Origin of the sequence: Arcicella sp. BE140 (assembly GCF_031456255.1) — a bacterium.
Taxonomy (GTDB): Bacteria; Bacteroidota; Bacteroidia; order Cytophagales; family Spirosomataceae; genus Arcicella; species Arcicella aquatica.
In genome coordinates, this window is the sequence record NZ_JAVDUE010000004.1 from 134,968 (window position 1) to 157,583 (window position 22,616).

A 22,616-nucleotide genomic window follows, 5' to 3' on the forward strand; every position below is an offset into this window, starting at 1 on the left:
TAAATGCCTTAAAACAGCTAATCATTTTGTAACTTGCACAAAATTTCGGGAAACCAATAACGATACAAATCAACAATGAAACAAATCATCTTCACTGAAAAAGCACCCGCAGCCATCGGGCCATATTCGCAGGCAGTACTCTCTAACGGAACTTTGTATATTTCAGGGCAAATTGCTTTTGCTTTGGCAGAAGCTGGAGCAAGTATTCAGGATGAAACACGTCAAGTAATGGAAAACCTAAAAGCTATTTTAGCAGCAGCCGATATGACTTTCGCTAATGTGGTAAAGGCTTCTATTTTTGTAAAAGACATGAATAATTTTGCAGCCATCAATGCTGTATATGGTGAATATTTTTCAGAGAATCCTCCTGCACGTGAAACTGTAGAAGTGGCACGTTTGCCAAAAGATGTAAATGTAGAGATTTCTTGTATTGCTGTAATTTAATTTTCAAAAAATGTCAAATCAAGTAAGAGTACGTTTTGCACCAAGTCCAACAGGAGCTTTGCACGTAGGTGGTGTAAGAACAGCATTATATAATTATTTACTAGCCAGAAAACTGGGTGGTAAAATGTTACTACGTATTGAAGATACGGACCAAACTCGTTTTGTAGAAGGTGCGGAAGACTATATCATAGAAGCCCTCAAATGGGTAGGTATTACGATTGATGAAGGAATAAGCGTAGGTGGCCCACATGCCCCTTACAGACAGTCAGAACGTAAGCCTATTTATATGGATTATGCGATGCAACTCATCAATTCAGGAAAAGCTTATTATGCTTTTGATTCAAGCGAGGAATTGGATGCAATGCGTCAAACTTTTGAAAGCCAAGGTTCGGCTTTTCAGTACAATGCTGCAACGCGTAGTCGATTAAAAAACTCTTTGACGTTTTCAGAAGAAGAAACACTGGCTAAAATAGCAGCAGGCGAGCCTTATGTTATTCGTTTGAAAGTACCAGCCAAAGAAGAAATTCGTTTTAAAGATATCATCCGCGACTGGGTACATGTACATTCATCAACGATGGATGATAAAGTATTGATGAAGTCGGACGGAATGCCAACGTATCACCTTGCCAACGTAGTAGATGACCACCTGATGGAAATCTCACACGTGATTCGTGGAGAAGAATGGTTGCCTTCAGCACCTTTACACGTATTATTATACCGTGCTTTTGGTTGGGAAGATACCATGCCTTTGTTTGCCCATTTACCATTGTTGCTGAAACCAGAAGGTAATGGAAAACTTTCAAAACGTGATGCTGATTTAGGCGGTTTCCCAGTTTTCCCATTGGAATGGAAAAATCCTGATGGCACTGTTGCCAAAGGATTCAGAGAAGAAGGTTATTTGAGTGATGCTGTCGTAAACTTCTTGGCTTTCTTGGGCTGGAACCCGGGAACAGAACAAGAATTGTTTTCAATGGAAGAATTGATTGAAAGCTTTAGTTTAGAAAGAATCAATAAAGCAGGTGCTAAATTCGATATTAATAAAGCTAAATGGTTCAATCAGCAATATTTAAAATTACGTTCTGATGAAACGTTAGCCAAAGAATATTTACCTAACTTTGAATCGGACAAAGCTTTGAAAATTGTAAGCTTATTCAAAGAAAGAGTTACTTTTCCACAAGAAATCACAAAAGAGGCTGAGGCATTATTCATTGCACCCGTTACTTATGATGAAGCCGTTGTAGCTTCTAAATGGAATGATGATGCTAAAAAAGGAATTACTGCCTTTAAAGATGCTTTACCTGCATTGGATAATTTTGTAGCTAATGATATTAAGCACGTTTTGCATGCAGAATTAGAAAAACTAGGCATTAAAATGGGAAAAGTAATGCAGGCTTTGCGTGTGGCTATCACAGGGGTAGGAGCAGGCCCCGACTTGATGTTATCGATGGAAATCATCGGAAAAGAAGCTGTAATTGCACGTTTAGAGAAGGCTTTGAATACCTTGTAATAATGAGTTGTGAATGGTGAGTGATGAGTAATTAATCTATTGAATGCACTAATTTTGAACTTCCAAATTTTCAAATTCAGACAATGGCAAAGAAAAAAGAAACTCCTAAAAAAGAACTTCCAAAAGTTCATAATGAACTTGATGGATTCGATATTTCAATTAATTCTTTTGGTGAAATCAATAGAAGTATTGACATTGAAAAAATCAATGAGTTTTTGAACAAACACATGGACGATAAAAAATTGAGAGGGAGAGACGAAGTTTAAACTCTCTTTCAATACATGATAAAGATGAACATAGATAAAGAATTATTACAAAAGATTGCTCATTTAGCTCGTTTGGAAATGCCCGAATCTGCTGAAAAGGAAATAAAGGAGTCGTTGGAGTCTGTACTAAACTGGATGTCTGAGTTAGATGAAATAGATACATCAAACGTAAAGCCATTGACCCACATGAGTTTAGAAATCAATGCTTTGCGTGAAGATAAAGTAGTTCAAAGCATTAGCCGAGAAGAAGGATTAAAAAATGCTCCAAAACAAGACGGAGAATATTTTAGAGTGCCAAAAGTGATGGAATAGTGCCTTCACAGAACAACTACAAAATGTATTTGAGGTGGTTCTTCATGTTGATATATGATATCAACATGAAGAACCACCTCAAAGCGTTAAAACCTAAGGTTTACTAATAAAAGGACTACCCTTTAAATAAAATCGATAAGGCAATTCAGCTCCTTGTGTAATGCCGATTCTGGTAGTTGTAATAATGTCAGCATTGGAATAATCGTTGACTGGAGGAAGTAATTTTAACTCACCGTCCAAAACATGCCAATCGTTCATGCCTTTATGGATGCCCATTGCCTGCACCAACTTCCCTGGACCAGAGCATAAATTCTTCAAAATAGTAGTATTACGCCTCGTTTCCATCAGTGGAATACCTTCAATAGGCTCTAAAGCTCTTATCAATACGGCCTCGCCTATATCTTTCTTGTTAGTGGTAATATTCACACAAAAGTGCATGCCATATATTTGATATACATATACCGTACCCGGCACACCAAACATGGGGGCATTGCGAACACTCTTTTTTCGATAAGCATGACAAGCGGGGTCATCTTGTAGATATGCTTCGGTTTCTACAATAATTCCTGCGGTTACCCCTTCTTCACTTTCATGCACTAAGCGATACCCTAATAGACCTTTAGCGATTGTTAATGTATCTGATGTTAATAAAAGCATTGTTTGTCAATAATATACGAATGATTATTTGTAAGTGTTTGAAAATGAAAACTTTATCACTAGCGAGGGACTCAAGTCCCTCGCTAGTGATAAAGTTGACATCTCTTATATAGTAGTGCTTGAGGGCAACATTTTAAACCTTATACCTTACCTCAAAAGTGCTTTTAAAAGTACTTATTAATCCCACTATAGGGCCTATTGCCAAAATTAAGTAAACGTATTCCTCCGTAATATATTTGGTCGCAAATTGTAAAATTTGTAAACTAATAATGGTAATAGCGAAACCAATACAGTTTACAATGGTGATGGATGATGCTCGATATTCAGGATTGGTATTTTGTGAAATTAAGGCAGAAAATTGTGGAGAGTCGCCAGCTACGCTCATTCCCCAAACCAACATGATGGTAATGAAGACAAAAGGGCTGACTTGTGAAAAAGAAACAGAAAAAAGACAACATATTAACGAAAATGACAAGCAACCAAAAGCCAATTTGGCACTCCCGAATTTAGCAGAAAACTCACCTGTCAATACACATGCTATCAAGCCAGAAGCAATAATTAAGAATGACCACAATGAAATATTGAAAGAATAGCTACTATGTTGATTGTATTGTTGAATCATGATAGGTACATAAGCCCAAAAAGTATAGACCTCAAACATATGCCCGAAATAGCCAAATGAATAGGTTTTAAAGGAGGGGTTTTTAAAAGATGCTATAATGCTTCTTGGGTTAAATCGTCCTGCCTTTCTACGAAAAGGACCATCTTTAATGAATAAAAGCATTAATAAAGCCCCAGATGAAGCAATAATTGATGTGGCAATAATGACAGATTGCCAATGGATGCTAAGAGAGAAAAAAGCAATAAAATGTGGGAATGAAGTGCCTAACACTAAAGACCCTACTAAATATCCCAAGGCTCTTCCCAAACCTTTGTCATACCAGTCTGCCATGATTTTCATGCCGACGGGATAAATACCCGCTAAGAAAAAACCGACAGCAAAACGAATGATAAGCAATTCCTTGAAACTAACAGGTATCCAGACAATCAGCAAATTAAAAAAAGCTGCTAACAACGTAGAATACACAAATACCTTTACAGGCGAAAAGCGGTCGCTGATGGTTAAAATGGCGTAGATAGCCGTACCAATGACAAATCCCAATTGTACAGAGGAGGTCATGCTACTCAGAAAATTGGATGTGTCTGGATATAATTGCTGTAAATCTTTCAACACTGCATTCAGGGCAAACCATAATGATGTTCCCGAAAATTGTGCAAAAATGACTACTGGAAGTAAGTATTTTGGTCTCAATGTGAATAAATCTAAAGGGTTTCAATGACGGCATAGGCCCTGACAGGAAAAGTCCCCATCCCTTTTACTTTAGGAGGTGTTGCCGAAAATTTGAAAGAAGTATCTGTAGGAATTTCGCCTAAATTACACAAATGTTCTACAATCAAGATTTCGTTTTTGAGTAAAATGCTATGTACCGGGCGAGCTTTTCCTGATACGTCGTCGATATTATGTGAATCGATACCGACTAATTTTACTCGTTGACTCACCAGATATTCAGCGGCATCGGCCGTTAAAAAAGGATTGCCACTATAATATTCGTCAGTCTTCCATTTTTCATCCCAACGAGTATGCACTAAAACGGCTTTTCCTGTTAAATCTAATCCTTCAAAAAATGATTTATCAATGCTTAATTGTTTATAGTACGGAACACTTATCAGTACAGCGTCTAATAAAGCAGTTTGTTCAATCAGGATTTGAGATAAATCTTTTCCGTCTTCATATCGATGGAAGGGCGTATCTAGGTAAGTACCTGTATTGGCTACCATTTCAATTTTTCCTATCTGAAAAGATGTTCCTTCTTCGTACCAACTTTTAGATTCTTCACGCGTCCAGAAATCACAAATAACAGGTGCAGGCATACCTTTGTAAGTCACTACGCCTTCTTCAATAACATGGCTTAAATCGATAAATTTCATTTCTTTCTAGCTTTTATAATCGCAATAACTGCAATAATTACCCAGACTACATTTACAAAAACGGAAGGGTATGCTTTGTGTTCAAGGGTATTAATGATAAAACAGATAGCTCCAAAAAGATTAGCCAATTGATAATTTATGGAGGTAGACGAAATCTTATTCAAAGCGTTTAAAGCAAATGCTCCGACGATGAGAATTGACCCAATCCAACCAATAATTTCAACAAAGATTAAGTACATCAATTTTAGGTTTTTACAAAGATACATTGATTTATGAAAGCAAGTAAATGATAATATATCATAACTGCTTAATTATGCAAATACGTTATAGATACAAGCTGTTACGCTGATATTAAGGACTGTTTTTTATGCATAATGATGATATAATCTTAGGCTTTTTGTCTTGATTATTAGTAATAATTACCAGATGAAAACTAAGTTTTCCATAAAAATTACGACCTTTACCGAAATTTTAAAAAATAATTGATAAAATGGCACAAGCAAAGGCGGGCGATAAAGTAAACGTCCATTACACAGGAAGATTAACGGACGGAACTGTATTTGATAGTTCGGCGGGACGTGAAACTTTAGAGTTTGAATTAGGTACTGGCATGGTTATCCAAGGCTTTGATGAGGGCATCACTGGAATGACTATTGGCGAGAAAAAAACTGTTCATATTCCTGCTGAACAAGCTTATGGACCAGTGAATGCTGACTATTTAGCAGTATTCCCTAAAGCTGAACTTCCTGCTGATATTCCTTATGAAGTAGGGATGCAATTAAATATGCACCAAGATGGATCTGGACAAGTAATGCCAGTAACAGTAGTTGAAGTAACAGATATAAGTATTACTTTAGATGCTAACCATCCTTTAGCTGGGAAAGATTTGATTTTTGATATTGAATTAGTAGCAATTGGTTAATAATCATTGCTTAAATGTGAAAGAGGTCATCTGATAAAGGTGACCTCTTTTATTTTAATCAGCAAGTAGAATATTTTCCCGCAGATTATCGCAGAAAAGGTTCGCTGATTTATGGAGATTTTAATCAGCGAGAGTCAGCGTTTTTTAATCTGTGTAAATCAGCAGTAGAATATTTTCCCGCAGATTATCGCAGAAAAGGTTCGCTGATTTATGGAGATTTTAATCAGCGAGAGTCAGCGTTTTTTAATCTGTGTAAATCAGCAAGTAGAATATTTTTCCGCAGATTATTGCAGAAAAGATTCGCTGATTTATGGAGATTTTAATCAGCGAGAGTCAGCGTTTTTTAATCTGTGTAAATCAGCATTAGAATATTTTCCCGCAGATTATCGCAGAAAAGGTTCGCTGATTTATGGAGATTTTAATCAGCGAGAGTCAGCGTTTTTAATCTCTGTAAATCAGCGGGTAAAAATTCTCGTTAGTTGTGCAAAAACTGTCATTGATTTTATTATTTTTGAGTTGTTTGAAAAATCTATTTCAAATCTGCATCTATTAAATAATAAAACTATATGGAAATAAATGAAATCTCTTATAAAATTAGAGGATGTATTTTTAATGTTTATAATAATCTAGGTCCTGGTTTATTAGAGTCTGCTTATGAAGCTGCTTTGAAATTTGAACTTGAAAAAGCTGGATTAGAGGTGAAATCACAAGTAGCTTTGCCTATGATTTATGAAACTATTAAATATGATTTATGAAACTATTAAAGTAGATAGATGTTGGCTATCGATTAGATTTGTTGGTTGAGAATAAAGTAATTATAGAATTAAAATCAATTGAAAATTTATTGGATGTACATCATAAACAAGTAATTACTTACCTCAAATTATCTGGTTTGAAACTCGGACTTCTAATAAATTTTAATACAGATGATATTTCTAAAAGTATTTTCAGAAAGGTGAATAAGTTTTAAAATCTTTTCAAATATATTCCCGCAGATTATCGCAGAAAAGATTCGCAGATTTACGGAGATTCTAATCAGCAAGCATCAGCGTTTTATAAATCTCTGTAAATCAGCGGGTAAAAAATATTCTCACAGATTATTGCAGAAAAGATTCGCAGATTTACGGAGATTCTAATCAGCGAGCATCAGCGTTTTATAAATCTCTGTAAATCAGCGGGTAAAAAATATTCCCACAGATTATTGCAGAAAAGATTTGCTGATTTATGGATATTTTTAATCAGCGAGAATCTCCGTTTTTAATCTCTGTAAATCAGCGGGTAAAAAAATCATAAACTTTTCAAATGTCTTTCTAACGTTTCTGAGTCTTTTATCAATACTTCTCTCGCTTTAGAACCTTCAAATTGCCCTACAATGCCAGCTGCTTCTAATTGGTCAATTAAACGTCCAGCACGGTTGTATCCTAATTTTAACCTACGCTGAATCAACGATGTTGAGCCTTGTTGATGGGTAACAATTAAGCGGGCTGCTTCATCAAAAAATTGATCACGATTACTTGGGTCAAAATCACTTTTTTCGTTACCACCGCCATCACTATCACCTTCAAATTCTGGTAACATATAAGCAGAATCATAACCTTGCTGATTGCCAATAAATTCACAGACATCTTCTACTTCTGGGGTATCTACAAAAGCACATTGCAAACGAATAATATCGGAACCCATCGAAAGTAACATATCTCCTTGTCCTACTAATTGTTCGGCTCCACCCGTATCTAAAATCGTTCTAGAGTCAATTTTTGACGTAACTTTAAACGAAAGACGCGCAGGAAAGTTTGCCTTGATAGTACCTGTAATTACGTTTACTGATGGTCGTTGCGTAGCCACAACCAAGTGAATACCAATGGCACGGGCTAACTGGGCTAGACGAGCGATAGGTTGCTCTACATCTTTTCCAGCCGTCATCATTAAGTCGGCTAGCTCATCAATAATCAAGACGATATAAGGCATGAAATAATGCCCTTTATCTGGATTGAGCCTTCTGTTCACAAACTTTACGTTGTATTCTTTCAAATTTCTACAACCTGCATCTTTCAAAAGGTTGTAGCGATTGTCCATTTCTATACAAAGCGAATTGAGCGTATGAACCACCTTTTTGGTATCTGTAATGATGGCTTCGGCAGCGTTTGGCAACATTGCTAAGAAATGTCGTTCAATTTTATTGAAAAGTGTTAATTCAACTTTCTTGGGGTCAACCAACACGAATTTTAATTGAGATGGATGCTTTTTGTATAGTAACGAAGTCAGAATCATATTCAACCCAACAGACTTTCCTTGTCCTGTAGCACCAGCCATCAATAAGTGAGGCATTTTGGCTAAATCGGTAATGAAAATATCATTGCTAATCGTTTTCCCTAAAACAATAGGTAATTCTGCAGTTGATTTCTGGAATTTTTCAGAGCCAATCACCATTTTTACAGGCACCATCTCACGATTTTTATTAGGTACTTCAATACCAATCGTTCCTTTTCCCGGAATCGGTGCAATAATACGAATTCCTAGTGCTGCCAATGACAAGGCAATATCATCTTCAAGATTTTTGATTTTAGAAATCCTTACTCCAGCATCTGGAATAATCTCATACAACGTAACTGTTGGGCCAATCGTAGCTTTGATAGAAGCAATGCCAATCCCATAGTTAGCCAATGTCTCCACAATTTTGTCTGAATTGGCTTTCAATTCTTCTTGCGAAACATTAGGCTTACCCATGTCATACTCTTTCATTAAATCAAGTGTTGGGTACTTGTAATGAGGTAAGTCTAACATTGGGTCGTATAAACCAAATTTTTTCAATAATTCATCATTCACCGAATCATTCACTTCCAAGACTGGCGCGTCTTCATCAGTATCTTCTATGATTTCTGGAATGTCTTCAATATTCTCAATTGTCAAAGCCACTGGCCCTTTTACAGCATTTGCTTTGGGAGTAGGTGTCTCGATAATAGGAGGAAGGTATGGACGAATATTGGCCTCATCAAAGTTGTCTTCACGATTGATTGGTAAATCATCTTCGGGTTCTTCTTCAGCTACTATCGTTTCAAAGTTTTCTCTAACTCTTTTGATATTCTTGGCGTCTGCAATATTATCTTTATCATCTTCTACTTTCCTCACAACTGTGTCGTGTTCTTCATCAGTTGGTTTTGCTACCAAACTAGAGGTATCTACTTTGTAGTAATACACCACAAAAACAATTAGCACAAAAGTGATTACAAAAAAAGAAGCCCAACCAATGAACCCATACATGTATTCATTGACAAAATATCCGATACCTCCACAAAGGCTACTCCATTTTTCTTCTGCTTCTAACATAAAAACAAAAAAACCAAGGAAAGCACTTAGCCAAATCATGTAGAATAATGATTGCCAAGTTAATTTCTCTAGCGGAATAATTTCTTTTTTAAAGGCAAGTTTATAGCCAGCAGTCAATAAAATAGGGACAAGCAAAAAGGCAGACCAGCCGAAAAGTCTAAAAATCAACAAATAGGCAAGCTTTGCTCCATATAAGCCAAATGGATTTTTAGGTTGTTTTTTTAAAGGCTCAATCGACGATTGAAGTGGGTCTTCAACTTCACTTTGGTCAGCATCGCCTGTGAAAAGATGTGATGAAAACGAAAAAAACATAAATACTCCTAAGAGTATAAACAGGATACCCAAAACGAAATGTAGTTGTTCGCTTTGGATTATTTTTTTTATATTAAAGTCAAACGAAATTTGCGGGGAAGGATTTCGTTCTTTGGTTCTTTCTGTATTTTTTGGAATATTTCTTGCCATATTAAAATTGGTTCTCGGCGAGTTACAAATGGTTAAGTATTTGAGGATGGATAGTTTCGCTATTGAAGCTCAAATTTTCATAACCATTAGCCTTATGCCAAGTAACTGTATTATTCCAAAGTTCGCAATTTTGAGGTATTTTTTGCGAAAAAAATTAAAAATGTTATTTAAAATCCTGATTAACGCTTTTTATCCACGTAACTCTTGGCTGATTTTATTACTTATTAAGCAATACTTTTTCGGTAACCATGCCTTTTCCTTCTGCAATTATTCTGATAAAATAAGTACCATTACTATAATTACTTAAATCGAAAAATATATCTTCATTCAGACTAGTACTATTTTTTCGAGAGAGCGTTCTGCCTGTAAAGTCGATGAGCTGATACTCTGCTAAATAATTATTTTTGATATAAACAAAATGATTGGTTGGGTTGGGATAAATAACCGCTGTCTTGCTTTCTTCGTTGCCAGTAACCGTAAATTTAGTAGTGCCTTTCAAGAATTTTAAACCACCTGCATTGGTACCAACAATAAAGTCGGGAATAACGTCTCCGTCTAAATCACCCACTGTAATCGAAAGCATTCCTCCTAATTTTAAATGGGCATGCTTGCCTGTAAATTCATCTAAAACTCCTGAAGAATCCTCTTTGAAAAGGTCTTGGTTTTGTTCAATGATATTTTTGAAAACCTTGAATGTTCCGTCTCTGTTTCCTGTAATGAGTTCAACTTTGCCATCACCATTCAAATCTGCTACAGTCAGCGATACATTTCCAGAAAGATAATCTGAGGTAAGTCCGCCTAGTTCTTCTTTTGTCAAAGTATAAATTGGACTTGTACTGCTCCCAGTATTTTTATGAAACTCAATTCTACCACTACCTTTTCCGATTAATAAATCCTTTTTGCCATCGTTGTCTAAGTCAAAAAATAAGGGCGAATCGCCATTGGATAGATTATTGATTTTAGGCAACGAAACTATTTCAGACAGTTTTAATGAAAAAGCTTGATTTCTGGCTGCTCTGTTTGGGATATATTGAATCGTCATGCCATTAAAAGTATTGGCAGTAAAACCAAAATCATCCGTACCATCTCCATTCATATCAGTAACAAATGGTTTGATTTCAAATAACTGTTGAGATTTTGATAAATCCAGAAAATCCGTTGTTTTCAGTTCAAAAGTATTGTTTCCTTTGTTTTCATAAAGGGTAATATTGGCTCTGTAGCCATTATCTCCTCGATTCCCTGCATTGCCAACCAACAAATCTTTATCCCCGTCACCATCAATGTCAGCCAGCACTGGACTAGCATTTTCTCCTAAATCCACCATGGTATTTTGCAAGAAATTAGCTTGTTGGAAAGTAAGGTTTAGGTTATTGTTTTGCCCATTATTTTTATAAAACCATGCAGCATTTTGATAATCTACTGTTTGTAGCGCATTATCATAGCCATTTGGTGCGGCAATAATGTCTTTGATGCCATCAAAATCTACATCTTCATAGAATATCGCTGGAAAGATAGCAAAGTCAATCGGTTTTTGGTTAGGGAAGAAGTAATCTGCTTTCGTAAAGATAGTTTGATTGCTAGTACCATTATTACTCAAAGCAGCTACTCTGTTGGCTGAAATGTGTCCATAAAGGGCATCTTTTAAACCATCTCCATCTAAGTCCAATACCAATAATGCATTTCCCGAATGTTCAACCTTTTGACCATTCGCGCCATTGTTTGTACTACCACCCACAGGAACATTCGCTCCACAGTCTTGATTGAAGCGTGCATCATCAAAATGCTCTTTGAAGAAATTTCCCCAACAATCGCCTATTCTTTTGAACTCTAAATGATTATTATCTTTGTAGTTTTCCTGACTGAAATTTTTGTGAAAGAGGAAGAAATTCCCCGAAGAATCAAACGCTACGATGTCATAATCGCCATCATTATCAATATCAACAATTGCAGGAATATCAGTCGAAGCCGTATATAAATTTATTTTACCCGAATAACCAGTGCTATACAATGGGTCGGTGATGAGTTCCCACGCTATTTTGTCAGTAGAAACATTTCTATAAACTTTAATTCCTGCGGGTGTATAAGTAAAAATATCCTTTTTGCCGTCTGAATCATAATCTACCAATAATATCCAATGCTGAATAGCTGGGAATGCCGTTTCGTATTCAGGGGCATATTGCCAATAATATTTACCTGTGTTGTCTTTTTTAGCAAGAAAAGTGCTGAGTTTAGAGGACGTTCTGTCGAAAACAACTAAGTCTTCAACACCATCATTATCTAAATTACATTTTGAGAATTGCGGAGCATTTAATCCACCCGCAAAGGTATTAGGTAAACTTTGTCCATTTTGGACTACTTTAAAACTATTATTGTATTGAAAGGTAAAATTTTGAGCAAAGCTTTTACCAAGATTTGACAGGAATAAAAGTAAAATTAATTTTTTCATGTAATATTTGTCGAAAAATCATGAATCTCGAATTTGAGACACATACATAACGAATAAAATAATGATTTCGCTTACTGAATTATATCAAAAGTATAAAGAATGTTCTAGTGTATCTACAGATACTCGTAAAATTGGAGAAGGCTCAATGTTTTTTGCTTTGAAAGGCCCAAATTTCAATGCTAATGCTTTTGCAGAACAAGCATTGGCCAAAGGAGCAAAATATGCAGTAGTGGATGATGCCTTTTATGTAAAAAACGAGCAATATCTTTTAGTAGAAGATGGCCTAAAAGCATTACAACAATTGGCTAATTTTCATCGCAAACAGCTAGCTATTCCCTTTATTGGATTGACGGGCTCAAACGGGAAAACGACAACTAAAGAGTTAATAAATTGCGTTTTATCAAAAAAATATTGTACTTACGCCACATTAGGGAATTTGAATAATCACATTGGCGTTCCACTAACCATTTTGGCAATCGACGAAACGATTGAAATTGCCATTATTGAAATGGGTGCCAATAAACAAGGAGATATAAAGGAATTAGTAGAAATTGCAGAACCCACTCACGGATTTATTACAAACATCGGCAAAGCACATTTAGAGGGCTTTGGAGGGATGGAAGGCGTAAAGAAGGGCAAAGGTGAATTGTATGATTGGCTGAGTGCAAATAATGGAACGGTTTTCGTAAATGTGGCGTCTGAACCTACCTATGATATGATTCAGCGCTATAATTTTAAAGAAACAATCGTTTATACTTCTAATAAAAACCCAACTTTTGAAAATGTCGTAAATATTCTTGAAGAAAGTCCTTTTGTAGTTTTTGAAGATTTATCAGGAAATATCTATACGTCACACTTAACAGGCATTTATAATTTCCAAAATATTTGTGCAGCCATTAGAATCGGACAGTTTTTTAATATTGAAACTTCAATAGCGTGCCAAGCCGTTGCAGATTATGTTCCTAATAATAATCGCTCGCAATTTATTCAAAAAGGTACCAACATGGTTTTGATGGATGCTTACAATGCTAATCCTTCGTCAATGTCGGCTGCTATTACTTATTTTAATGACCTGAAAGTAGGGAAAAAGATGGTGATTTTGGGTGATATGTTCGAGCTTGGGGAAGAAGCAATTGCTGAACACGAAGCCATAGGCAAATTATTATTAGCTTGTAACTTCGATTATATCCTTTTGGCAGGGCACTTAATGGAAAATGCAGTAAGAGTATTACCGATTATGAAAGTACATTATTTCCCAGATAAATTTGGTTTACACAATTGGTTACAGGATTATCCCGTTAGTGATACTCATATCCTCGTAAAAGGTTCAAGAGGAATGGGCTTAGAAAGCGTTTTGCAATTTCTAGGATAATCATTGGTTTTTAAACAGAGTATTCGTCTTTATTAATCACCGATTATATTGGTAATGAAATATTTAGTGAAAATGTTGTATTATCTTTGACGGATTTTTGAAAACCAAAACATTCTTTTAAAAATTTATCCATTTCATCATGAATAACTTATCAAGCGAAGAATTAACCCCAAAGCCCAATACAAATAATATTTTAAGGGCTGTATTAGTATTGGTAGTTTTGATTGCGGGTTGCTTGGCATACATGCTTTTTGAGTCTAAGGAAACATCAGCCAATCAACAAGAGGTAATCAATACTAAAGTAATGGAACTGGCTGAAACTCGTGTAAAGCTAGATTCAATTACGACGCAATTGGAAGCTCAAATTGAAGAAGTTGAGAAACTAGGAGGGGATGTTTCTGAGTTACAGAAAGCCAAAGCCGCTTTAGAAAAAGATAAAAGTGAGTTAACGAAACGTTATGCAACTTTAGAGAACATCAAAGAAAATTATGCGGATAAGATAAAAAATTATGAGTCGATACTTATTGCTAAAGAAGCAGAACTAGTTCAGTTAAGAGACGAGAATTCGAGTCTGACTAACGAAAATTCTACCCTTAAAAACGAAAAAAATGGCTTGACGAAGAGCGTTGAGGAAGCGAGGGCTCAAAACAAAGAAGTATCTTCTATTAATAAGATTCTTACCGAAAAGGTTACTCGTGCAGCCGCACTTAGGGCAGAGTCTATAAAAATTATTGGTATAACTGAAAAAGGTAAGGAGTTTGAAGACGACCGATACAAGTCTAAAAAATTGGGCAAAATCAAAATTGCTGTTCAATTGAATAGAAATGACCTTACCGAAAAAGGTAAGAAAACTGTTTTAATCAGGATTCTTGACCCTGATGGATATACGCTTTTTGATACAGATTTAGGCTCGGGCAATTTTGAATACAACGGGCAAGACTTGGCTTTTACCATCAGAAGAGACATGACATTTGATAATGAAAACCTACATGCTGAATTTTATTTTGATCGTGGCGCTCCTTATCGTCCGGGCAAATATACTGTTGAAGTCTTTACAGAAGGCTTTAAAATCGGAACAGGAGGTTTTGAAGTAAAATAATAATAGAGAGGCTGGAAATTCTTCCAGCCTCTTTGTTCTTTAGAGGTCAACAGATAAGTTGTATGCTTTCTTTTTATCTTTCCAGTATAACGTCATCTGGTTATTTTTGAATGAAACTACTTTGAATAAATCATTTTTGATTCCCTTTGCTTTGCCAGTCACATATACAAATCCATTTTCCTGATAAAAATCTTCAACAGTAAAACTTTCAGGTAAAGATGGATTCCCTTCTACATCTGTACTATTTCTTCCTGCAAAGAAATTAGCGTTTACTACAAAGGTTTTCTTATTTTTTAGCGCTGTAGTTACATCTTCAACCTTCGGAATATTATTACTATAAACAATACCTGTAAGGGTAGTTTGGGTGGCTCTGCCAGCCTGATACTCGGTACCAAACTGGTTCCCTACAGTATTTTGGTCTAGCAGATAAATTACATTTCCCCCCAACAATGCTGCTTGAATTTTTAGCTTTCTAAAGGCTCTTTCTTTCACGGTTGTAATGTTTGATAGGGTAGTAGTTCCTACAGCCTTTGCATATACTTCGTCCAGTTTATAAAGCCCTTTAACTTCTGATTCTAGGTGTGTCAAACTAACCTTATCAAAATCGTGTGCATAATTTACTTCATTGAGTGCTAATGATTCTTTAAAAAGCTGTACTCTGCCTGAATTAAATCTGATTTTTTGGACATTGTTTTTGTAAATAGCATTCACTAAAGTTTCAGAAGGAAAGGAATATTTGATGTAATCAGGGGCGATTTCCTTCACTTCTGCAAGGATTAATCCTTCACTAGTGAAGATAGAATCCAACGGAATTTGTTGTGCTAATGATGCATTGCTAATACAAGCAATGGCTAAAAGGTTTAAGATTTTTTTAAACATAGCTTTATTTTAATGATTCATTTACAAGACAAACTAAAAACTTTTTCCCCTATTATTTATTGCATAAAAACTTTTTAATCAAGGATTTTACGTATTCTTATAAAATACGTAATCAACTATTCCTGTTGGATTATGTAGATAATATTTCTTCATATTTAATTTAAAAAGATATATTATCTAATTTTGTCGAATAAGTAGATAAATCAAAAAAGTTCTTCTGAATCATTTTTAGAATCAAGCATAAAGATGTTAATTTTGTGTTATTCTAAGAAAAAGACTCGTAAAGAGCAAAAAACGAAATTTAAAACATAAGAAATAAATGTCAACTGGAACACAACAGTACGTGCCATACAAAGTAAAAGACATTGCTTTGGCAGAATGGGGTCGTAAAGAAATACGTTTGGCCGAAGCAGAAATGCCAGGTTTGATGGCACTTCGTGCAGAATACGGTGAAGCTCAACCTTTGAAAGGTGCTAGAATTGCAGGCTGTCTTCACATGACCATCCAAACGGCTGTATTAATTGAAACACTTACTGCGTTGGGTGCTGATGTTACTTGGTCATCTTGTAATATTTTCTCTACACAAGACCACGCCGCTGCCGCTATTGCTGCTGCTGGAATCCCAGTTTATGCTTGGAAAGGCATGAACGAAGAGGAATTCAACTGGTGTATTGAGCAAACACTTTTCTTCGGAGAAGACCGTCAGCCATTGAACATGATTTTGGATGATGGTGGTGATTTAACAAACATGGTATTTGATGAATATCCTGAATTGATTGACGGTATCAAAGGTTTGTCAGAAGAAACTACTACAGGTGTACACCGTTTGTATGAGCGTTTGAAAAATGGTACTTTATATTTACCAGCTATCAACGTAAACGACTCTGTTACTAAATCTAAATTCGATAACAAATACGGTTGTAAAGAATCATTAGTAGATGCTATCCGTCGCGCTACCGACTTAATGTTGGCTGGTAAAGTAGCGGTTGTAGCAGGTTATGGTGATGTAGGAAAAGGTTCTGCTGAATCTTTACGTGGTGCAGGTTGTCGTGTATTAGTGACTGAAATCGACCCAATCTGTGCTTTACAAGCGGCAATGGACGGTTTTGAAGTTGTTCCAATGGATGAAGCTGCTACGCGTGCTAACATCTTCGTAACAGCTACTGGTAACTTACGCATTATCCGTGAACGTCACTTCAAAGCGATGAAAGATAAAGCTATCGTTTGTAACATCGGTCACTTCGATAACGAAATCGATATGGCTTGGTTGAACGCAGCTTATGGACATACTAAAGAGCAAATTAAACCTCAAGTAGATTTATATAATATCGACGGTAAAGACGTAATCGTTTTGGCTGAAGGTCGTTTAGTAAACTTAGGTTGTGCTATGGGACACCCATCATTTGTAATGTCGAACTCTTTCTGTAACCAAACATTGGCACAGTTAGAATTGTGGACAAACACAGATAAATACGAGAAGAAATTATACATCCTTCCTAAGCATTTGGATGAAAAAGTAGCTCGCCTACACTTATCACATATCGGTGTAAGACTAGAAACTTTGGAAGCTGAACAAGCAGAATATATCGGCGTAACTGTTGATGGACCATACAAAGCGGAACATTATCGTTATTAAGATTTTGGATTTGTTTTAATTTTAAAGCCTCCTCATCAGATTTTTTGGTGAGGAGGCTTTTTGTTTATTAATCACTTCTTTATTATTATAGCTTTACTTTAATAAAAAGCAATAAACTATTTGATGTCTACGAAGGATTGTATATTTTTAAGAATAAATCTGAACTAACTTGAAAGAGAACAAAGAGTGCAGAAATTGGGGATATTAACCACCATAAACTAAAATATAAAGAGGTGTATGGCAGTTATACGCTCGTTGGCTGAAATGATAAAATGCGACATAGATGAGCAACTGGAATACAATACATTTCTTTAACGATAAAATTTTCCATTCAGAAATCATCCCTGATTTAAGAGGAAATGGAGTTATTTTGAGTTTTTACTTTAACTCAAAACTTGGACAGTATATCTTAGGTGACAACACTAATAGTAAGCAGAGAATTGATAAAATAATTGCTTTTTGTAATGGTTTTAATGATCACTTTAATTTTCATGAGGCACGATATACTATTCAGACAAGACAAAAAAAAATCACAGAAGATTATTCTATCTTCGTAGATTCAAAGTTGAAAGATGATAGAGATTTCATTAGAAAATATGGGCAAGAAATAGAAGATTTAAGTGCAATTCTGACACTAATTATATTTTCAGAATGTGCCGTTTACAACCCGCACCTTATTTTACATTCTGGCTATTTCACAGCTAAAAACGGAAGCATTGCAGAAGAATGCTGTGAAAAAATCATAAGGAGTGAAACAAGTGGCGTTTTTGACTATTTTGGGAGTGGAATAATCAATTGGCTCACACATGAGAATCTTAGACTTTTAGAACTTGACAAGGAAAATTTACATTTAACTAATGAAGAAGATGATGACTATCCAAATGAATTTTTGAGTTTTTCTCAATTAGCCATTGACAATAGTTGTGGGCTACTTACAGTTTCAAATGTAAACGAGAGGGTAATAAAGATGATTGAAAAACCCAAACTAAGCATAGTTTTAGACAGAGACAATTTGAAGTATGAATATATAATTTGGAACGAATAATCACTGCCGCCAATAACTAAGCGTAAGCATTCGTGGGGGCTGAAAGCCAAACCATGAAGGCGATGTTGAACTTAACCTGTGCAGTTGGGTTCTTTTATGGAGTTATCGTTCGGCTTGAAGATATTTAGAAGAGCAGGTTTTGCCTGTCCTCGTTTGGCGTAGTGTTGTTTCACTACGTCTGTATGTAATGCAATGTTACATTGCATTACATACAGACGTAGTTTTTTTACATTGTCGGATAGTACTCGCCTCGCTTGGTGTATTGTGTTACACTATGTCATTCACTGGTTCAAGCCTTAGGCTTGGACTTTTCAAACATTTCAGTTTCAAACTGAAATGTTTAAATAGTATATTTGACGCTTCACTCAACACTTGTGCTAGCGGAGGCTAATCAAGAAAACAATTTTTAAATTCATCAACATATAATTTTCAGCAATACAAAAAATACGACAAGAAAAGTACAGTATAAAATTGGTAAAGTACTAAAAATGTAAAATTACGTCAGGGCTTACGCATATTAGCGAGTTAGCAGCAAGCAAATTGACAACCAACTAAAAATGAAACATTTCAAAACTCACAATAATCAATTGTCTCTTTCTAAGACAATAACTATCACCACAAAATATAGTGAACGATTTTGCTCGTATAGACAAACAAGTAGCGGAGGTAGTTACGTGGTGGACTTTTGTATAACTGTCCAACAAAATGAATCAGATGAAGTTATTGTTTACTTTGTCGAAGATGATGATACAAAAATTGCAATTGAGTTTATTTCAGAAGGTATTGACAAATATATTGACGATTTGAGACAACATGACGTATCGCTTCAAGGGGTAGATATTATTATTGAAAAAGCAATTGTAGATGACGTTGATTTTAAATCTTTCAGATATTCAATTGCAACTATAGTACTAATGAGAAGAATATTTTTTACACATGGAAAATATATTCTTTCAAAGACATTCGATTCAAATATTAAGGTTGTTGAATTTCCTGAAAAACATATATTCAGTCAATTTGAAGACCTTAAAGTAAGGAAGAGTTTTTTACTTCCGAATACCTTACAAAAAGTCCTCAAGTTTCCAGATAATTTTTTTTTAAACAAAGAACTTGTTCTTTACGATTCGATAATATCCATTGAATTGGCTACGGATTATTATTCTCAACGGCGTATAAATGAAGTTTATCTCTATGCTGATAATAACCCTGAATCGATTCAACTGTTTCTTTTAGCGACAGATGTTATAAAAAAATTGATAGCTGATGTTTATGAAAATCAATATAACTTGATGTCTTTTCATGTTGGAATTAGAGATAAGAAAACAGAATTCTCTGATTTGGTTAATTACGTGGATTTTCAATCTGACTTATATTGGTTTTTTAAAAACATAATATTGACACATAATCAAATTGGACAGATATAAAATTGCCTGCCGCTAATGAAAGGTTTTGTGTAATTGGGGATCCCGCCCTTGTTGGTGTTAGTTCACCAGCAAGCCTAGCGTAAGCAACAAACCAACTAATAGTACTACAAAACTTATTCTTATGAATCATCATTACACCCAGTTCTTTACAGCTACAATTCTATCGTGGAAGCCTTTGCTCAAACCAGATAAGTACAAACAAATTATCATTGATAGCCTTAAATTCTTGGTTGAAAACCATCGAGTGAAAGTATATGGATTTGTGATTATGCCGAACCATATCCACTAAGTGTGGAAAATAGATGAAAACTATTTACTGAAAGATGTTCAAAGAGATTTTTTGAAATACACTGCTCAGCAAATTAAGTTTGATTTAATGTATAATTACCCTGTTGTTTTACCCCATTTTGAAGTAAATTTAAAGGATAGACAATATCAATTTTGGGAAAGAAATCCTTTAAGTGTAGATTTATACTCCCGAAAAGTTGTAGAACAAAAGCTATCATATATTCATGCCAATCCGTTGAATGGGAAATGGTCGCTAGCAAATAGTCCTACGGAATATTGGTTTTCATCATATCGTTTTTATGAGATGAATATTGATGAGTTTGGCTTGCTAACTCATTATCTTGAGGATTGCTAATTGACGAGTTGCTGACGCAAGGCTTGTTGGTGAACAAACACCAACAAGGGCAAAAAATTTTAAAGCCTCCTCATCAGATTTTTTGGTGGGGAGGCTTTTTTTGTTTTAAGGCTTGTTGAAATGTTTTGCAGGTCATCTCGAAATATAACAAGAATATTAATCCTCTTTTTTCTCCTCAGATTGTAAATCCTTTTATCTTTACTTCGACTTGACATTCAGGGATGTCTGTCAGAATATCACAAAGAGTAATCTTTCAACAGGATAATTAAACAGAAAATGAAAAAAGTAACAGGCATTGGGGGCATTTTTTTCAAATGCAAAGACCCTAACCAAATGAGGGAGTGGTATAAAACTCACCTTGGTTTAAACACCAATGAGTATGGAGCAACCTTTGAGTGGAAAGAAGAATCAGACTCCACTAAAAATGGGTCTACACAATGGAGTCCTTTTGCTGAGAAAACAAAATATTTTGAGCCTTCTACCAAAGACTTTATGATTAATTATAGAGTCGCTGATTTGGAGGCATTGGTAGAAGAATTAAAAAAAGAAGGAGTAACAATTCTTGACAACATAGAAACGTATGATTACGGCAAGTTTGTTCATATTCTAGACATGGAAGGTAATAAGATAGAATTATGGGAGCCTATTGACTAGGACTGTAAATAAGATATAGCCTTAAGCATTTCAGTTATCGCTTTAATAACTTATGGTTTAAAGTAACGTTTGTATCAATTTTTCTCACTTGACATCCTCATACAAATCAATCCACCTATGTTCCTTAAAAAGTACTTTAAATTCAGGTTGTTTTTTTAATTGAGACTTACTTAGTGCTTGTCGTTGGTATAATAAATTCAAAAAATCAAGGGCAATATCTTTGTATTGCTGTTCATTATTTTGTGAGGCTATCTTTGCAAATATAATAGCGGCGTTATAGTTGTCTTTGTTAGACATACCACCCAAAACAGTTGAGGCAGTGTTGTAGTAATTGTAAGTTTTTTGAAAATCGCTTTTGGTATAAAAGTAATTAGCACTATCTATAAGCTGTTTGGTATAAGCTAAATCGGTAGAATCGTTTTTATATGCTTGTGCTGCCGTTAGGTTATTGTATTCAAAGCCATAGGTCAAACTATATATGCTAAGCGGTAATAAACCAATTTCTTTTCTTCTTTTATCAACAAGATTCTCTTGGGTGATAGGTCTAAAACTAGAGGCTTTACCATTATTTATCCAATTGACCTGCGTGCCATAAAGTTGCTTGAAATTAAGATTGCATAGAACCCTGTCGTACAGAAAAGCATAATGTTCTAAATTGATTTCATTAGAATTTTTAAGCTTTTTCATAGCATTAAGTGCATTTTGTTGGAAAATAACATCTCCGTCAGCGTGTTGAACCATGAGCCAAAAATTATTTTGTCCATCCTTACCTATTTCTGAAAGTTTTGGCCAACCATGTTTATTAATAATTGCTTTTGCTTGTACTAAATTGGTGGAGTCTGTTTTATGTATTGCTTGATTAACTAGTTTTCTTTCATTTTTATCTTTTGTTTGTATTCTTTTATACCTAAGCTTTTGGTCATTAATTGCTATTAAATTGATTTGTTTACGCAAAGCAGGTAATCTTAAAGTTTTTTCATATTCTTTCTCTTTCTGTAAAGCTTGCTGTTTTATTATTTCCCATTTATCGGGTGTGGTGTTTTTTAAATAATCAAAATAATAATCTTCTGCTAGCCAGTCAGCTTCTGTCCAACCAGTATTCAATGCTAATTCCAAATAAAAAAAAGCTTTATTCGCATTACTATCTAATGAATATACGCCTGCTAATTTGTATGCTGTCAAAGCATCGGGCTGTTCTAGTTTAAAGGCTTTTTCGTAAGTAAGAATAGCTTTTTTATAATCTTGTTGAAGATGCAATAGTCCAGCTTCAGCTAATAAAGTATGATATAAGGTATTATTTGATTGACCTTTTACACTGTTAATTAAAAATAATATAAAAAAGAGATTGAGCAGTTGTTTCATTTGTATCCAGATTAATATTTTTGGAATATACTTCTCTTTTGAATTAAAGATATTTTAGAAAGACGCCACAAGAAACATCAAAAATATAAATCTAAAGATTTTTCATATTTGTAAGTATAAAAAAGGAATTATTAATTATCTCTATAGCAATTGTTTAATTTTTGCTCTTG

At 34.9% G+C, this 22,616-nt stretch carries 25 protein-coding genes; 16 read left to right on the plus strand and 9 right to left on the minus strand.

The window, feature by feature from the left end:
• Positions 1-75: 75 nt before the first annotated feature.
• The 4 genes from J2Y60_RS08630 (at position 76) to gatC (ending at position 2,529) form a co-directional block, all read left to right on the plus strand.
• Positions 76-444, plus strand: a complete 369-nt coding sequence (locus tag J2Y60_RS08630) for a Rid family detoxifying hydrolase (protein ID WP_309923099.1) — start codon at positions 76-78, stop codon at positions 442-444.
• Between the two features lie 10 nt (positions 445-454).
• Complete coding sequence (gene gltX / locus J2Y60_RS08635) at positions 455-1,951, plus strand: glutamate--tRNA ligase (protein WP_309923097.1); 1,497 nt, start codon at positions 455-457, stop codon at positions 1,949-1,951.
• An 83-nt stretch (positions 1,952-2,034) separates the two neighbouring features.
• Entirely contained in the window at positions 2,035-2,217 is a 183-nt protein-coding gene (locus J2Y60_RS08640) for a hypothetical protein (RefSeq protein WP_309923095.1), read from the plus strand.
• Positions 2,218-2,241: 24 nt separating this feature from the next.
• Positions 2,242-2,529, plus strand: coding sequence for an Asp-tRNA(Asn)/Glu-tRNA(Gln) amidotransferase subunit GatC (gatC, locus tag J2Y60_RS08645; RefSeq protein ID WP_309923093.1), 288 nt, complete (start codon positions 2,242-2,244; stop codon positions 2,527-2,529).
• Positions 2,530-2,622: 93 nt separating this feature from the next.
• On the opposite strand, the gene J2Y60_RS08650 is transcribed toward gatC, so the two are convergent.
• The 4 genes from J2Y60_RS08650 to J2Y60_RS08665 all read right to left on the minus strand — a co-directional run bounded on the left by J2Y60_RS08650 (position 2,623) and on the right by J2Y60_RS08665 (position 5,414).
• Positions 2,623-3,186 (minus strand): DNA-3-methyladenine glycosylase, encoded by a 564-nt coding sequence (locus tag J2Y60_RS08650; protein ID WP_309923091.1) that lies wholly within the window; start codon positions 3,184-3,186, stop codon positions 2,623-2,625.
• A 133-nt stretch (positions 3,187-3,319) separates the two neighbouring features.
• Positions 3,320-4,498, minus strand: coding sequence for an MFS transporter (locus tag J2Y60_RS08655; RefSeq protein ID WP_309923089.1), 1,179 nt, complete (start codon positions 4,496-4,498; stop codon positions 3,320-3,322).
• An 11-nt stretch (positions 4,499-4,509) separates the two neighbouring features.
• A complete protein-coding gene (locus J2Y60_RS08660) occupies positions 4,510-5,175 on the minus strand; it encodes a cyclase family protein (RefSeq protein WP_309923087.1) in 666 nt (221 codons plus the stop codon).
• Positions 5,172-5,414 (minus strand): CBU_0592 family membrane protein, encoded by a 243-nt coding sequence (locus J2Y60_RS08665; protein WP_309923085.1) that lies wholly within the window; start codon positions 5,412-5,414, stop codon positions 5,172-5,174. The genes J2Y60_RS08660 and J2Y60_RS08665 overlap by 4 nt, the downstream gene beginning before the upstream one ends.
• A gap of 251 nt (positions 5,415-5,665) precedes the next feature.
• On the opposite strand from J2Y60_RS08665, the gene J2Y60_RS08670 reads away from it, so the two are divergent.
• The 4 genes from J2Y60_RS08670 (at position 5,666) to J2Y60_RS08685 (ending at position 7,067) form a co-directional block, all read left to right on the plus strand.
• Complete coding sequence (locus J2Y60_RS08670; protein WP_309923083.1) at positions 5,666-6,097, plus strand: peptidylprolyl isomerase; 432 nt, start codon at positions 5,666-5,668, stop codon at positions 6,095-6,097.
• A gap of 210 nt (positions 6,098-6,307) precedes the next feature.
• Complete coding sequence (locus tag J2Y60_RS08675) at positions 6,308-6,673, plus strand: hypothetical protein (RefSeq protein ID WP_309920705.1); 366 nt, start codon at positions 6,308-6,310, stop codon at positions 6,671-6,673.
• Positions 6,664-6,852, plus strand: coding sequence for a GxxExxY protein (locus tag J2Y60_RS08680; protein WP_309920702.1), 189 nt, complete (start codon positions 6,664-6,666; stop codon positions 6,850-6,852). The genes J2Y60_RS08675 and J2Y60_RS08680 overlap by 10 nt, the downstream gene beginning before the upstream one ends.
• 41 nt (positions 6,853-6,893) lie before the next feature.
• Positions 6,894-7,067 (plus strand): GxxExxY protein, encoded by a 174-nt coding sequence (locus J2Y60_RS08685; protein WP_309959078.1) that lies wholly within the window; start codon positions 6,894-6,896, stop codon positions 7,065-7,067.
• A gap of 317 nt (positions 7,068-7,384) precedes the next feature.
• Here the strand turns inward: J2Y60_RS08685 and J2Y60_RS08690 are convergent, their stop codons facing one another.
• Both J2Y60_RS08690 and J2Y60_RS08695 read right to left on the minus strand, forming a co-directional pair.
• Positions 7,385-9,886 (minus strand): DNA translocase FtsK, encoded by a 2,502-nt coding sequence (locus J2Y60_RS08690; protein WP_309920694.1) that lies wholly within the window; start codon positions 9,884-9,886, stop codon positions 7,385-7,387.
• 217 nt (positions 9,887-10,103) lie between these two features.
• The gene (locus J2Y60_RS08695) at positions 10,104-12,332 is read right to left on the minus strand and encodes an FG-GAP-like repeat-containing protein (protein WP_309920691.1); all 2,229 of its coding nucleotides are present in this window, start codon (positions 12,330-12,332) and stop codon (positions 10,104-10,106) included.
• Positions 12,333-12,393: 61 nt separating this feature from the next.
• On the opposite strand from J2Y60_RS08695, the gene murF reads away from it, so the two are divergent.
• Both murF and J2Y60_RS08705 read left to right on the plus strand, forming a co-directional pair.
• A complete protein-coding gene (murF, locus tag J2Y60_RS08700) occupies positions 12,394-13,704 on the plus strand; it encodes a UDP-N-acetylmuramoyl-tripeptide--D-alanyl-D-alanine ligase (protein WP_309920687.1) in 1,311 nt (436 codons plus the stop codon).
• A gap of 139 nt (positions 13,705-13,843) precedes the next feature.
• Positions 13,844-14,803: a hypothetical protein gene (locus J2Y60_RS08705; RefSeq protein WP_309920684.1), complete on the plus strand. Its 960-nt coding sequence runs from the start codon at positions 13,844-13,846 to the stop codon at positions 14,801-14,803.
• Positions 14,804-14,842: 39 nt separating this feature from the next.
• Here J2Y60_RS08705 and J2Y60_RS08710 read toward each other — a convergent pair whose 3' ends face one another.
• A complete protein-coding gene (locus tag J2Y60_RS08710) occupies positions 14,843-15,682 on the minus strand; it encodes a hypothetical protein (RefSeq protein WP_309920681.1) in 840 nt (279 codons plus the stop codon).
• Between the two features lie 319 nt (positions 15,683-16,001).
• Here J2Y60_RS08710 and ahcY point away from each other — a divergent pair, with 319 nt between their 5' ends.
• Both ahcY and J2Y60_RS08720 read left to right on the plus strand, forming a co-directional pair.
• A complete protein-coding gene (gene ahcY, locus J2Y60_RS08715) occupies positions 16,002-17,318 on the plus strand; it encodes an adenosylhomocysteinase (protein ID WP_309920679.1) in 1,317 nt (438 codons plus the stop codon).
• Between the two features lie 283 nt (positions 17,319-17,601).
• Complete coding sequence (locus J2Y60_RS08720) at positions 17,602-18,363, plus strand: hypothetical protein (RefSeq protein ID WP_309920677.1); 762 nt, start codon at positions 17,602-17,604, stop codon at positions 18,361-18,363.
• A gap of 71 nt (positions 18,364-18,434) precedes the next feature.
• On the opposite strand, the gene J2Y60_RS08725 is transcribed toward J2Y60_RS08720, so the two are convergent.
• On the minus strand, positions 18,435-18,569 hold the full coding sequence (locus tag J2Y60_RS08725; protein WP_309994599.1) for a hypothetical protein: 135 nt from the start codon (positions 18,567-18,569) through the stop codon (positions 18,435-18,437).
• Positions 18,570-18,920: 351 nt separating this feature from the next.
• On the opposite strand from J2Y60_RS08725, the gene J2Y60_RS08730 reads away from it, so the two are divergent.
• The 4 genes from J2Y60_RS08730 to J2Y60_RS08745 all read left to right on the plus strand — a co-directional run bounded on the left by J2Y60_RS08730 (position 18,921) and on the right by J2Y60_RS08745 (position 21,084).
• Positions 18,921-19,787: a hypothetical protein gene (locus tag J2Y60_RS08730; RefSeq protein ID WP_309920674.1), complete on the plus strand. Its 867-nt coding sequence runs from the start codon at positions 18,921-18,923 to the stop codon at positions 19,785-19,787.
• Positions 19,788-19,908: 121 nt separating this feature from the next.
• Positions 19,909-20,076, plus strand: coding sequence for a hypothetical protein (locus J2Y60_RS08735; RefSeq protein WP_309920672.1), 168 nt, complete (start codon positions 19,909-19,911; stop codon positions 20,074-20,076).
• Complete coding sequence (locus J2Y60_RS08740; protein ID WP_309920670.1) at positions 20,077-20,430, plus strand: hypothetical protein; 354 nt, start codon at positions 20,077-20,079, stop codon at positions 20,428-20,430. It begins immediately after the preceding gene.
• Positions 20,431-20,706: 276 nt separating this feature from the next.
• Positions 20,707-21,084, plus strand: a complete 378-nt coding sequence (locus J2Y60_RS08745) for a VOC family protein (RefSeq protein WP_309920667.1) — start codon at positions 20,707-20,709, stop codon at positions 21,082-21,084.
• Positions 21,085-21,168: 84 nt separating this feature from the next.
• On the opposite strand, the gene J2Y60_RS08750 is transcribed toward J2Y60_RS08745, so the two are convergent.
• A complete protein-coding gene (locus J2Y60_RS08750; protein WP_309920664.1) occupies positions 21,169-22,446 on the minus strand; it encodes a DUF6624 domain-containing protein in 1,278 nt (425 codons plus the stop codon).
• Positions 22,447-22,616: the final 170 nt, after the last annotated feature.

Coding starts and splice junctions, on each gene's coding strand:
- J2Y60_RS08630 (WP_309923099.1), top strand. CDS start 76: ATGAAACAAATCATCTTCACTGAAAAAGCACCCGCAGCCATCGGGCCA.
- gltX (WP_309923097.1), top strand. CDS start 455: ATGTCAAATCAAGTAAGAGTACGTTTTGCACCAAGTCCAACAGGAGCT.
- J2Y60_RS08640 (WP_309923095.1), top strand. CDS start 2,035: ATGGCAAAGAAAAAAGAAACTCCTAAAAAAGAACTTCCAAAAGTTCAT.
- gatC (WP_309923093.1), top strand. CDS start 2,242: ATGAACATAGATAAAGAATTATTACAAAAGATTGCTCATTTAGCTCGT.
- J2Y60_RS08650 (WP_309923091.1), bottom strand. CDS start 3,186: ATGCTTTTATTAACATCAGATACATTAACAATCGCTAAAGGTCTATTA.
- J2Y60_RS08660 (WP_309923087.1), bottom strand. CDS start 5,175: ATGAAATTTATCGATTTAAGCCATGTTATTGAAGAAGGCGTAGTGACT.
- J2Y60_RS08665 (WP_309923085.1), bottom strand. CDS start 5,414: ATGTACTTAATCTTTGTTGAAATTATTGGTTGGATTGGGTCAATTCTC.
- J2Y60_RS08670 (WP_309923083.1), top strand. CDS start 5,666: ATGGCACAAGCAAAGGCGGGCGATAAAGTAAACGTCCATTACACAGGA.
- J2Y60_RS08675 (WP_309920705.1), top strand. CDS start 6,308: ATGGAGATTTTAATCAGCGAGAGTCAGCGTTTTTTAATCTGTGTAAAT.
- J2Y60_RS08680 (WP_309920702.1), top strand. CDS start 6,664: ATGGAAATAAATGAAATCTCTTATAAAATTAGAGGATGTATTTTTAAT.
- J2Y60_RS08690 (WP_309920694.1), bottom strand. CDS start 9,886: ATGGCAAGAAATATTCCAAAAAATACAGAAAGAACCAAAGAACGAAAT.
- J2Y60_RS08695 (WP_309920691.1), bottom strand. CDS start 12,332: ATGAAAAAATTAATTTTACTTTTATTCCTGTCAAATCTTGGTAAAAGC.
- murF (WP_309920687.1), top strand. CDS start 12,394: ATGATTTCGCTTACTGAATTATATCAAAAGTATAAAGAATGTTCTAGT.
- J2Y60_RS08705 (WP_309920684.1), top strand. CDS start 13,844: ATGAATAACTTATCAAGCGAAGAATTAACCCCAAAGCCCAATACAAAT.
- J2Y60_RS08710 (WP_309920681.1), bottom strand. CDS start 15,682: ATGTTTAAAAAAATCTTAAACCTTTTAGCCATTGCTTGTATTAGCAAT.
- ahcY (WP_309920679.1), top strand. CDS start 16,002: ATGTCAACTGGAACACAACAGTACGTGCCATACAAAGTAAAAGACATT.
- J2Y60_RS08720 (WP_309920677.1), top strand. CDS start 17,602: ATGAGCAACTGGAATACAATACATTTCTTTAACGATAAAATTTTCCAT.
- J2Y60_RS08725 (WP_309994599.1), bottom strand. CDS start 18,569: ATGCAATGTAACATTGCATTACATACAGACGTAGTGAAACAACACTAC.
- J2Y60_RS08730 (WP_309920674.1), top strand. CDS start 18,921: ATGAAACATTTCAAAACTCACAATAATCAATTGTCTCTTTCTAAGACA.
- J2Y60_RS08735 (WP_309920672.1), top strand. CDS start 19,909: ATGAATCATCATTACACCCAGTTCTTTACAGCTACAATTCTATCGTGG.
- J2Y60_RS08745 (WP_309920667.1), top strand. CDS start 20,707: ATGAAAAAAGTAACAGGCATTGGGGGCATTTTTTTCAAATGCAAAGAC.
- J2Y60_RS08750 (WP_309920664.1), bottom strand. CDS start 22,446: ATGAAACAACTGCTCAATCTCTTTTTTATATTATTTTTAATTAACAGT.